This window comes from Alteromonas sp. V450 (genome assembly GCF_001885075.1).
Lineage (GTDB): Bacteria > Pseudomonadota > Gammaproteobacteria > Enterobacterales > Alteromonadaceae > Alteromonas.
In genome coordinates, this window is record NZ_MODU01000004.1 from 3,044,950 (window position 1) to 3,057,271 (window position 12,322).

At 45.0% G+C, this 12,322-nt stretch carries 10 protein-coding genes; 3 read left to right on the top strand and 7 right to left on the bottom strand.

What is annotated here, in order from left to right; all coding sequences use genetic code 11:
• Positions 1-40: 40 nt before the first annotated feature.
• The 7 genes from BK026_RS13280 to BK026_RS13310 all read right to left on the bottom strand — a co-directional run bounded on the left by BK026_RS13280 (position 41) and on the right by BK026_RS13310 (position 7,193).
• Complete coding sequence (locus tag BK026_RS13280) at positions 41-1,123, bottom strand: methyl-accepting chemotaxis protein (RefSeq protein WP_071816244.1); 1,083 nt, start codon at positions 1,121-1,123, stop codon at positions 41-43.
• A 150-nt stretch (positions 1,124-1,273) separates the two neighbouring features.
• Positions 1,274-1,585, bottom strand: coding sequence for a hypothetical protein (locus BK026_RS13285; protein ID WP_143142165.1), 312 nt, complete (start codon positions 1,583-1,585; stop codon positions 1,274-1,276).
• A gap of 137 nt (positions 1,586-1,722) precedes the next feature.
• On the bottom strand, positions 1,723-3,048 hold the full coding sequence (locus BK026_RS13290; protein ID WP_071817654.1) for a sulfite oxidase: 1,326 nt from the start codon (positions 3,046-3,048) through the stop codon (positions 1,723-1,725).
• 38 nt (positions 3,049-3,086) lie between these two features.
• Entirely contained in the window at positions 3,087-4,091 is a 1,005-nt protein-coding gene (locus BK026_RS13295) for a YeiH family protein (RefSeq protein ID WP_071816246.1), read from the bottom strand.
• A 4-nt stretch (positions 4,092-4,095) separates the two neighbouring features.
• Positions 4,096-5,103: a TauD/TfdA family dioxygenase gene (locus BK026_RS13300; protein ID WP_083575093.1), complete on the bottom strand. Its 1,008-nt coding sequence runs from the start codon at positions 5,101-5,103 to the stop codon at positions 4,096-4,098.
• Positions 5,104-5,112: 9 nt separating this feature from the next.
• Positions 5,113-6,066 (bottom strand): aldo/keto reductase, encoded by a 954-nt coding sequence (locus tag BK026_RS13305; RefSeq protein WP_083575168.1) that lies wholly within the window; start codon positions 6,064-6,066, stop codon positions 5,113-5,115.
• A gap of 377 nt (positions 6,067-6,443) precedes the next feature.
• Positions 6,444-7,193, bottom strand: coding sequence for a GntR family transcriptional regulator (locus BK026_RS13310; RefSeq protein ID WP_071816248.1), 750 nt, complete (start codon positions 7,191-7,193; stop codon positions 6,444-6,446).
• 98 nt (positions 7,194-7,291) lie between these two features.
• Between BK026_RS13310 and BK026_RS13315 the strand changes: the two genes are divergently transcribed.
• The 3 genes from BK026_RS13315 to BK026_RS13325 all read left to right on the top strand — a co-directional run bounded on the left by BK026_RS13315 (position 7,292) and on the right by BK026_RS13325 (position 11,939).
• Positions 7,292-8,044 carry a sulfite exporter TauE/SafE family protein gene (locus BK026_RS13315; RefSeq protein ID WP_071816249.1) on the top strand — a complete coding sequence of 251 codons (753 nt, stop codon included), beginning with the start codon at positions 7,292-7,294 and terminating at the stop codon, positions 8,042-8,044.
• A 90-nt stretch (positions 8,045-8,134) separates the two neighbouring features.
• The gene (locus tag BK026_RS13320; RefSeq protein ID WP_071816250.1) at positions 8,135-10,201 is read left to right on the top strand and encodes an alpha-xylosidase; all 2,067 of its coding nucleotides are present in this window, start codon (positions 8,135-8,137) and stop codon (positions 10,199-10,201) included.
• 16 nt (positions 10,202-10,217) lie between these two features.
• Complete coding sequence (locus BK026_RS13325; RefSeq protein WP_071816251.1) at positions 10,218-11,939, top strand: solute:sodium symporter family transporter; 1,722 nt, start codon at positions 10,218-10,220, stop codon at positions 11,937-11,939.
• The last annotated feature ends 383 nt before the right edge of the window (positions 11,940-12,322 follow it).

Genomic DNA, 12,322 nt, shown 5'->3' on the forward strand with positions numbered 1-12,322 from the left:
AGCGCTCGTTATATTTATTAGTGCCCCATCACACAATAGCTCAACCAGCTAGGCGGTCAAGAAGCATCATAACGCGTTCACTTGCTTGTTCCATTTCTATTAGTTTCGCATCTGCCTCTACAATGTTACCCGCGAGTTTAGCTTTAACCGCTTCCACACCACTGCTATGCACTTTCGCGTGAGGTGTTTCAATTTCCCTAAAAGCAGTAGTCTGGCCAATGGGGCCGCTCGCATTTTCGCGGAACCACTGCCCCAAACGACAATTCATGTGATCACTAAATTCAGACGGCGATTTGCTGCTGAAGCCGCAGAAAACTTCATAAACCCCAGATTTCCACACTACGTGGTCTAACTTCACAGTTTGGATAAACGTAGCGATTGCTCCTTCACTAATCGTCGCTTTCATGCTGTCGCAATGCTGCACCATTGTTTCGTAGCTACTGTTAAGCTGATTGATCCCTGTTTCTAACTGTTCATTGTTCCCACGCAGTTCATTAACGCCTGATACCGCTTTCGATGTGGATTGAATGATACCATTGACAAGTTCTGACACTTCCGTCGCAGATTTATTCGTTTCTGTTGCCAACGCTCGAACTTCATCGGCAACAACGCTGAATCCACGCCCCGCGTCGCCTGCGCGGGCAGCTTCAATAGCTGCATTCAGTGCCAGCAAGTTAGTTTGGTCGGAAATACTGGTGATAGTGGTTACAAATTTATTAATGTTGTCAGCTGTAGTAGAAAGACCTGATATGCGCTCGCTCATACTGCCCATTTGTACATTAAGGCCACTCATGTCAGATACGATTTTACTGAGTGTGGATGCCGACTCACTAAACAAATCATTAATATTTACAATAGATTGGCTTTCTGCATTAATTCTCTCATAAGAACGTAAAACCGTTTCACGAACGCCTTCAACTTGCGACAGAGAATCCACTAAACACTTTATCACAGTCGAATTAGCGGTGGACGTTTCATCATTGTTTGCAGTTTCGAGAGCCGCGGTCAGTTCAAGGTTTTCAGCTTCAAGTGAGGACACTCTATCTAGCGCCTCTTGAAGGCGTTTTTCTAATAGGACAACCTGAGCTTCTTTTTCTTCGAATTTACTGCGTGATACAAACATGTGGAGATACCGATTGTTGTTATAGGATTATTTTACTCAGACTAACAGAGGTTACATCGTCTTAGCCATTAGTCTGAAGTAGCGTTATTGTTTGATTATCGGCAGAAAATTATAAAACTGAGGGGATAAATTAAACTATTATCTCTGTTTTTAGTTTGCAGGCAGTAAATGTGGTGGTAGAGGTGCACGACGAGCGCTTTTTTTAGGTCCATACCAGGTTGATAGGTAATCTAATATCATTGGTTCTGCGTCACCCAATGGCCACAGTTTCTGCGTTTCTTGCATCCAGCGAATAGTCTCAAGCCACCTTTCACGGCTCATGGCATTTTGAGTAATAAGAGAAGTCGAGTGACAGGCACTGCAATGGGCTAACACTAAGTTGAAGCCTTTTGCTTTTACAAGACCTGACTGAGGATCGACTTCATGCAGCACGTGCTCTTTTGATGAACTTGCCATGCTCATCGTTTTATTGGTCTCGGTATCGGCTGCTGCTACGGATATGTGAAGCCCCCCTACTAAGGCTAAAAGTCGAACGGCTATGCAAACCATACCCAGTGCCCCATTCCCCTTAATAAACATAAAATCTTGCACTACTCTACCTACACCACACGCACAGCTATACGATGACAGGCATTGTTTAAATACCCTTTTGGATTCCATCCAGGTAGCACCATAGGCTGAGACTTTCCATGCTCATCTTGTGCTTTAGCCCATACCTCGTAATAGCCCTGCTGAGGGAAGTTTATCTGAGTACTAAACTGCTGCCATGCGTGTCTGTTTGCCGGTGCGTTCAGCTGAGCAAGATGCCACGTTTGGCCAAAATCGATAGAGGTAAACACCTTGGCAATTTTGCCCTCACCACTCCATGCATGTCCCCGAACGGTTAGCTTTTCTTTAAGAGAGTGGTCGCTGCCAGACTTTGGAAAGGTAATAAGCGACTTAACTGGCATGGCTTCAATAATACACATGTCTTCGTCGGCAACTTTCGCGCCAGGCGCTACAGGTTTACACGGCATTCTATAGGCTTTACCCAGCATTTTTGCACCGTCGTGCACACGGTCTCGAATTACAATTTTCTTAAGCCACTTGCCTGACGTTGATGCAGGCCAGCCACCAAATACAAGCCGCAGCGGGTAGCCGTTCATTAAGGGAAGCGGTTCATCATTCATTGCCCACGCGATTAACGACTCGTCCTCCATCGCTTTGTCGATGGGCACGCCACGAGAAATAGCCGCTTTGCCCGGTGTTCGGCTTAAATGCTGATCATCACCGTAATAGCCAATGTAAACCGCGTCTTCCTTTACGCCCACTGCTTTTAGCACGTCTTTTAGCCTCACTCCTGTCCAGCGTGGGCAGCCTACTGCTCCTGTCGTCCACTGGTTACCGGTAGCGGCCGGTGAGAACTCAGCACGCCCATTTCCACCACACTCTAACGTTAACTGATAGGTGTAATGCTTAAATTGAGCTTTTAGTTCTTCAAGGGTAAAGGTTTTTGACTGTGCTGCAGACTCCCCTTCAATAGTAAGCGTCCAGCTGCTTGCATCGGGCGCTTGCGGGGGAATACCGTTATTTCTTACAAACAAGCGCGAAGCAGGTGTGACTGCATCATCCAATAGGTGTGCTGGTGTTTCTGCGTTTAATGGTCTGTCATTGAGTATGGTTAAACCGTCTTTACCTTTAACAGAAAAAGGCGTGTCGGCCTGCGCAAATGCTGCAGGAATGAGGCCCGCTGGCATAAATTGCCCGTACACCACTTCGGCACCGAGTAACAAAGACAGTGACTTTAACCCTTTGATAAAACCTCGGCGAGTCAGTGTATTGCTGGTTCTTTGAAAAACCTGTTCGTCGGCTTTTACAGGATCTTTGGCATAAAGTTCGTGAAGACCGCGTTTTTTCACTGAGACCACCTTATCAGTACAAAAGATTTTGTATTTAAAACATGTTGCAAAATGATGAACGGCTTTTACATAGCGTAAAGAAAACCAAGAATAAGCAGTGCAATCCAAAGGGTTTCAACAACTATCATGACAATAGGCAACACGCCCACTTCGGCAAGCTTGCCCAGGTTTGACTTCATGCCAATCGCGGTAATGGAAACAACCAGAAAAAAACGAGAAACCTGCGTACCTGCTTCAATCACAAATTCAGGTAACGATACAAAGCTATTGAGCAACATGAGTGCAATAAAACCGATAAGAAACAGAGGCATTTTAGGTACTTCACCGCCCTCTGCTTGGGTACTGGCTTTATAGAATCTCTTAATAACGAGCATCATGATCAGTACTACCGGCATCAGCATGGCTACGCGCACCAATTTGGTAAGGGTCGCCATATCACCCGCACTTTCTGACACCGAGTAACCAGCCCCTACCACCTGCGCCACGTCATGAATTGTGCCGCCTAGAAAGATACCCGCTTCAGTGTCGGTCATGCCTAGTTGCCCCGCGATTATGGGATAAAGCACCATCGCAATAGTGGACATGGCCGTTACGCCTATAACGGTAAGCAGGGTGTCTCGCTCGTGGTTTTCACCTTTTGGTAGTATGGTAGAAATGGCTAACGCAGCAGAAGCACCGCAAATAGCCACGGAGCCGCCAGTAAGTGCACCAAAGCGCTTTTGAAGTCCCAACGCTTTTGCCAAGCCTACGCCCAATACAATGGTCGTAAAAATGGCGCCAGCAAGCATGAGCGCTGTTTGCCAACCTAGCACTGCCAAGTCACCTAGCGCTATTCTTAAGCCCAGTAAAACCACACCCGCGCGAAGCAAGGTACTTGCGGTAAAATCGATACCGCACGCGCATGGCGTATCGTTTTGGTACAAAAACGAAACTGCCATGCCTAACAGTAAAGCGAACAACATAGCAGGGGCATTGTAGTGCTCACTTAAAAACAAGGCCGCCATGCCTGTGATAGTAGCAATACCCAGCCCAGGCCAAATGTTTTTACATTTTACTGCTATGTCATTCATTGCATTAACGCTCTGAAGCAACCAATGCCACAAGCACTACACGCTTGCGATCGCCAGAGTAGGGACGACGGCCGTGCATTGCACGATAGTTATCGACAATTGCCACGTCCCCGTCTTGCCACTCTAAATCAAACGTGAAGTCTTCAGAAAGCTCAGCAATACGCTCTAGCCCTTCTTTCGGGATAGCGCTACCGTCACCAAACGAAATGGCTGAAGATGGGTTCTCGCGAACGCCTTTCCAGCCCATGTAAGCTGCAATAAGCTGGTTGTAGAACACTTCAGAACCGTCAGCTAACTCAATGACTGCTGGAAGTACAGGCGTAATCGCTTTTAAGCTACCATCTTCCATCCACTCCCAGCTGTAACCTAATTCTTTAAGCTTAGCTTCACCCTCTTCTACGGTTTCAACACTCAATGTGCTTTTCCAGCTACGCCCTTGACCTGAATTGATGTCATTTGCTGCAGGCATGGTAGTGGTGTACTTCAGACCTTTTTCTTTAAAGTCCCTTGCCAGTTCGGGGCTTTCCGCTTTCAATGCTTCAAACAGTTTGTCTGAACGACACAACGGCGTAGCACCGCCCTCATCTGCTGCAGTTTTACAAAAGAAGAAAAGCTTACTTGGAGAAATAGGTGTTTGAGCCATTTCGTGATGAAGAAAAATCTCTACATCTTTAGGTGCTTCGTTAGCGGTAAATACACGTTCGGTGTAGTTAATACGCACCGCGTTAGACAGAGACTCTTGATAAGTAAAGTTAGGATAGCCGAAGCCTGCTGAAAAAACGTCAAAGGTCTCTGCTGAATCAAGAGGGAACCCTCTAAACAGCAGCGCACCTGATTTAGCTAGTCTTGCTTCAAGTTCTGCCTGATTCGCTTTAACAAACGCAACCGTTTCTTCTACAGTGGAACAGCTTTCATTGTTCACGACAATTTCAGGGAACACGCCGCCGTTGTAGTTGTGCTGAGTAGGTACGCTTGCATACGCTACCGCAGAGCTGTCATTGACGTTTTTCATAGTTTACTCCTAGTCGTAAATGGGGTGAAAACGATTAAAGGCCGCTTCACAGAAGTGACCCGGATCGTTAAATCGACGATTCATGTTTAATGCAGAAATAGCCTGCATTTCACTTTCACTCAATGAAAAATCGAAAAGCGCCAGGTTCTCTTTCATGCGTTCTACTTTTGACGTTTTCGGAATAATCGCGTTGCCGCGCTGAATGCCCCAACGCAATACGATTTGCGCTGGCGTTTTACCGTGGGCTTTTGCAGCAGCTTTCACTACATCCTGCTGGAGTACTGATTCAGTTTGGTCAGCCATTTCAAGCTCGAGGTATGAAAGCGCACCTAAAGGTGAGAACGCGGTAACGTTTAAGCCATAGTCTTTTGCCAAGCGAATTAAACGCTCTTGGGTAAGGTAAGGGTGAGATTCAATTTGCAGCATTGCCGGCTTAATGCGCGCGTAGCTCATTAGGTCGTTAAGCAACCCTGTGTTGTAGTTACACACACCGATTTGTTTTACTTTGCCACTATCCGCTAGCGCTTCCATGGCTTCCCATGTTTTATGAAGCGGTACTGGAGCAAGCTCCATTTTAGGCTCGGCTGCATCGGGCTCATAAAACCATTCAGGTGGATATCGCGTTTCGATTGGTACGAACTTTTGCGCGATAGGGAAATGGATAAGGTATAAGTCTAGGTAGTCTAGCTGTAAATCAGATAGCGTTTTTTCAAGCGCCAGCGCTACATGCTCAGGGGCGTGAAAGGTATTCCAAAGTTTCGATGTTACCCACAACTCTGCTCTGGTACATAGGCCTTCATCAATAGCGCGCTTTATGCCTTCGCCCACTTCTTTTTCGTTACCATAATCTGCGGCGCAGTCTAAATGGCGATAGCCAGCCTTAATTGCTTGGTACGTGGTTTCGGCACAAATGGCTGTATCTACTTTCCAAAAGCCAAAACCTACCTCAGGTATCTTATTCATTGTTTCATTCACCTTAGAATTTGTTGCATTAAGCTAATTCGTTTTACTTTAACAGCATGCTCTTGTATAACTTCAGCTTCAAACTTTAGTCTTGTATAAGACATAAGTTATTACACAGCCATTATGATGTCAACAAAGTGTTAACAGGTCGTTCTGCATGGTTGTTGAAAAAGTGAAATGATCGCGACTAGTGTGCTAAGCAGTGTTCAACCTATACGCTATCGGCTGGACTGTTTTTTGAAAGCGCAGATGAAGAGGAACTGTAACGCGATCGATCAAACTTAAGACGTGAGCAATTAACCTTGGAAATTTGAAAGGTCGGCCTGATTAAAAAAGCCGCAACCACTTAGACAGAGCGCAGCAAAAATCAACGCGAACTAATCTAGCTCCACTTGATAATGATAATGGTCGCTTCTGCATTTACTTTCGCGATACTCGATAAGTTTGCCATCTATGGATTCAGTGACACGAGTGACCAAAAGCAACGGTGTACCCTTTTCAACACCTAGATTTTTTGCATCACTTTTTGACGCAAGGACAGCTTTGATACTATCTCGAGTTTTAAATACGGTTTGATTGTAGTCTGTTTGATAAAAGTGATACAACGTGTGGGGAATGTCTTCGCGCTTTTCGATATCAGAGAACATTTTGGATGGTAGAAATATGGTTTCTAACATACAGAATTCATTTTCTAATATACGTCTACGTTTGATCTTTACTGTTTTATCCTTGGCGGCAAGTGCAAGCGCAAGTTGAACCGTTTCGCTCGGCTCTACCAACTCTTTACTAATGAGCTCGGCCTTAGGCAAATCGGCACCTTTGCCGTCAGCTTGTAATGGAAAGAAGCGAAACAAGGCATCTTGAGCAGTATGTTCAGAAACGAATGTACCAACACCTTGTCTACGGGTTACAATTTTAGTGTCGGTAAGCAACGTGAGAGCTTTACGAACAGTTCCTTGGCTCACCTTGAACTCATCTGCAAGTTTAAACTCACTAGGTAGCATCTCACCAGGTTGCCATCGACGCTCGACAATAAGTTGCTTTATGTATTCAGCGACCTGTTGATACAAAGGCTGAAAAGCAAGACTTGGACCGCTGAGTTTGTGATCGAATTGAGATGAAGACATGAACCCTAACCTAAACGCTTAATTATTCTTTTTATATCATACACAAGAGTTATAGCGCATTTTTGATTTAAATCACATATATCATAGGAATAACGTACATGCTTTTGGAAACACTGCTGCCCATGTTCGTCCTTTTAGGGCTTGCGACGCTTCTTCAAACATTAAGCGGGTTTGGTTTTGGGCTGATGGTCGTTTCAAGCTTTACTCTGTTTAATATAATGCCCCTTACCGCTACAACCTTCTTAGTCTGCTTTTTAAGCTTGTTTAACTCTATTAGCCTTGTGATAAAAAGCAGAGAACATATCAACACGCGCGCATTTAGAATTATTGTAATTAGCGGCATACCATTCATGATTTTAGGCTATGCTCTGCTAGAGTATTTGTCAGAGCAAACAGCAAGTTGGCTGAACATTATTTTAGGCTTCGCAATTTTGAGTTGTTGCGCTTTGTTGCTGATAAAGCGAAAACACACTGCGCCGTCGGGAAAAGCCTACGGCTTTAGCATTGCCGGTGCACTAGGAGGGTTGCTTGGAGGACTGTTTTCAACATTTGGCCCCCCGGTGGTATTTCAATGTTATCGACAACAGTGGCCAATAAATCAAATTCGAATAACACTTCTTGCGGTATTCAGCGTGACCGCGGCCATACGGTTAGCTATCATTCCTTTTGGCACACTTCCAAGCCAAGGAACGTTACTATTAACTGTATGTGCCATTCCTGTCGTTCTTATTTTTACTCGGATTGGACGTCTACTTGCTGCGAAAGTTGATGCTTCGTTCGTGCGACTTTTGGCTCTGCTAATGTTAACCGCTAGTGGTGCCACGTTGATTATTAAAAGTTTGCCTGTGTAACTTTTATCATCATTCATCAAATCCAGATTGACACCTAAGTTACATTTCATTAACTTATGTCTTATATAAGACATGTAGAGTAGTGAAAATATGAGTAACGCATTTTGTGTGACTGAGCCAGACTGGAACGACATTAAAGCGGCTGACATCACTGAACAGCCCTTTTTGTCAGACGATAAAACACTCATCGTCCCTACCCAATACGGTGAGTTGAGTTTAAGTATTAGTCAGTTTGGGTTGCGTATTCAAAGTGACGTGAATGCTACTGATAAATTCGGCATGCTCACCCAGGCGCCCGATAAGCAAGTGTTAGTGCTCTCAGGTGATAAATCGCACAGCACGCTAGCGGCGGGCGACTATCGACTGGAAATTTTTGCCTCACCACTGCATTTCAAACTTTACAAAAATGATGTACTTGTTCAACAAAGCGCCACTGACGGACACTTTGTGCGCCAACATCGCTTGCCACCGTTCGCCAAAACCGACAAAGGTTGGTTGGTCAGCTTAGAACTCAACTACGACGAGGCCGTTTATGGTCTTGGTGAAAAATGGGGCAAACTCGACAAGCGTGGCCAACTTATTCGTTCATTCAATCACGACGCTTTGGGCGTAAATGCCGAAAAATCTTACAAAAATACGCCTTACGCGTGGAGTCCAGAAGGCTGGAACCTTTTTGTACACACACCAGCTCCAGTTACCCATGGCATCGGCTACGCACCATGGTCACAACGAGCCTATGTATGTTTTGTAGAAGACAATCTACTCGATTTATTTTTGTTCCATCAAGACTCGCCAGCTAAAAGCCTTCAAACCTACAGTGAGTTAACAGGGTTTGCCCCTACGCCTCCTACGTGGAGCTTAGGCGTGATCCTGTCTAAAGCGTATTATAAAGATGCGGATGAGCTGCTCGCCGTCGCCCGCGAAGTGCGTGAAAAGAATATGCCTTGCGATGTAATTACTCTAGACGGGCGCGCATGGCAAGACACTGATACCCGTTTTGCTTTTGAATGGGACCCTAAGCGCTACGCCGATCCACAGCCAGTTATCGATGAGCTAAAGGCATTGGGCTTTAAAATCTGTGTGTGGGAATACCCCATGATTTCAGTGAAAAACCCGCTTTACAAAAAAGCCGCTGAAAAAGGCTGGCTAATAAAAGACAAACGGACCGGAGAAGCTTACCGGTATGAGTGGGATTTAAGCCCTTTTGGCGAAGTGCTTACGCCACTACCAGACTCGGGTATTTTAGACTTTACTAATCCAGACGCTTACGAATTTTGGAAAACCTCGCACAAGCCTCTATTTGACCTTGGCGTGGACATGATAAAAGCTGATTTTGGTGAACAACTTGAAGACGACAACATGCTGTCGTACAGCGGTGATTCAGGCAATCGCCTGCATAACGTGTACAGTATGCTCTACAACCGTTGTGTTTACGAAGCCGCAGAAGCTTACTGTAAAACAGGTCCTTTCTTATTCAGTCGCTCAGCTTGGACGGGAAGTCAGCGTTATCCATCGCAGTGGGGCGGCGATCCTCAAGCAGACTGGCACGGCCTTGCAGCCAGTATTCGCGGCAGTTTGTCGTGGGGTATGTCAGGCGGCCCCTTTTTCGCTACCGATATAGGCGGTTTCTACAAAGACACCCGAGATGCAGAACTTTACGTGAGATGGGCACAAGCGTCAGTGTTTAGTGCCCACATGCGATTGCACGGTATTGGCCCTCGTGAACCATGGTCATATGGTGAAGCTGCCTCTGATGCTGTATTTAAGGCGCTAAGACTAAGATACAAACTTATTCCATATCTAAAGGAAACTGCCGAAAAAGCATCACAAACAGGGCTTCCAGTTCAACGCGCAATGGCATTAGCCTTTCCAGAACAGCCGCTTTCTCACGGTTTTGAGCAGCAATTTATGTGTGGTGATGACCTACTTGTTGTTCCCTGTGTGGTGCCCGGTGGAAAAATTAAGTACTACTTACCAAAAGGAGAATGGATACGGTTTGGAACCGACGACGTAGTACAGGGAGAGCAATACAAAGAAGAAATACTTGCGCTAAACGAAGTGGCGGTGTTCATACAAAAAGGCAGTCGCATAGCAATGGGTCCAGATGTTCAACATACCGATATGGATATGTCGAACACAACATTTTGGCCAGCGTAGCGCTTAGGAGCAGTTCATGGATATCACCCTTACCCTATTGTCATGCATGGCATTTATGGCACTGGTTGCCGTTATTTCTTACGCGAAAACAAAAGGGGAAGTTAACACACAAGACGGTTACTTCCTCGCAGGAAGAGGGCTTACCGGCACATTTATTGCCGGGTCCATGATCCTTACCAATCTCTCCGCAGAGCAGCTTATTGGTTTAAATGGCTCTGCGTTTGGCTACAATTTAAGCGCCATGGCATGGGAGGTTACCGCCGGTATTTCCACTATCATCATGGCATTGATTTTCCTACCGCGATACTTAGCTGGCGCCTTCTCTACCTTACCTGAATTCCTGCGTAATCGCTTTGATGACAGCGTTCGCAGAATGACAGTTGTCCTTTTTATGGTCGGCTACTCATTAATAACCATTCCGTCGGTGCTTTACTCAGGCTCTATTGCCGTACTGCGGCTTTTCGATGTACCAGGCCTTTTCAACATAAGCTATGAAGTTGGTTTAGTGCTCACCATCATTGTTGTCGGTACAATTGGAGCACTATACGCCATCTTCGGAGGCCTTAAAGCGGTTGCTGTATCAGATACAATAAATGGTATAGGACTTTTGATTATAGGTCTGCTGGTACCTATTTTGGGATTAATCGCATTGGGCGACGGCAGTTTTAGTCAAGGCCTTTCAACGATTGCTACAACAGATACCGAAAAGCTTAATGCGATAGGCGGCGCAGACGATCCCGTCCCCTTCGGCACTATCTTTACCGGTATGATTTTAGCTAATCTGTTCTATTGGGGTACTAATCAATACGTTATCCAACGAACGCTTGGGGCAAAGAATCTGGTTGAAGGCCAAAAGGGCGTGCTGTTCTCGGGTTACTTCAAAGTGCTAGTGCCTTTTATGATGATGTTGCCTGGCGTAATCGCTTATCACTTGTACCAAGACGAAAACCTTCAAACTATCGATCTTGCCTATCCTCATCTAGTCAAAGATGTTTTGCCGCAATATCTGTCGGGGTTCTTCTTAGCAGTATTACTCGGAGCAGTGTTCAGCTCGTTCAATTCGCTACTCAATAGCGCTGCAACCCTATTTTGCCTTGATGTTTACAAACCTTTCAAAAAAGATAGGGTGAGCGATGAAAAACTCATTCGCGTAGCCAAAATCACCAGCATTGTCATTGCAGTGCTTTCTTTTATCACTGCCCCCCTGCTAATGTTCGCACCAGAGGGACTGTGGCAAATTATTCGTATTTTTACCGGGTTCTACAATATTCCCGTCATTACTATCGTGCTCGTTGGCTTATTTACCAAACGCGTTCCGGCGCTTGCAGCAAAAGTCGCGATTATCTTTCACGTCATTGCTTATGGATTATTAAAGTTCGTTTGGGAAGTAGATATTAATTTCATTCATATCTATGCCATCTTGTTCGCCATAGAACTTGCAATAATGCTGGTTATTGGCAGGCTTTACCCAATGGCAAAACCTTGGCAATTTTCACCAAAGGCGGAAGTGAATATGACCCCTTGGCGCTACGCAATACCCTGCGCCATAACCTTAGTTGGCCTAATTGCAACGCTTTATGCCATGTTTTCGCCCATTGGCTTTGTAGGTGGCCTGAGCAGTAGCTTTATTCCTCTGTTACTTATTATCTGGACAATTTGTGTTATTGCGATAAGTATGAGCTTAAGGTGGTGGCGCAATAAATACGAGCAAAGTATCAAGCGCCTTGCAAACGTTTAAGAAATTATTTATCGACGATAAAAGCGACAGGTTTGGTTTGAACTGTGGATCTTGTTTCTAATACATTAACGAGATTTCACATTTCAAGCCGAAATATTTTGTTAAACGTTGTTAATATCCACTCATGACATATGTAAAAACGCGGTAAAGACAGAGAAGCAGCGCTTATCCTTTCGTACAAAAAACACACTCAAACCCTTGTTTTAATTGATAATTATAACAATAACACTCGAGCCACACGCCCCTAAAAATGTTAAAATATTGAGAACAATGTTGATCTTTAAGTGGGGTTAGCTTAAATTAATGTAAGCGCTTTCAAATGGGCCTTTTTATTTGTTGAAAATTGTAAGCGCTTACATGAGCTTTTTAAAGTGGGCAATTTC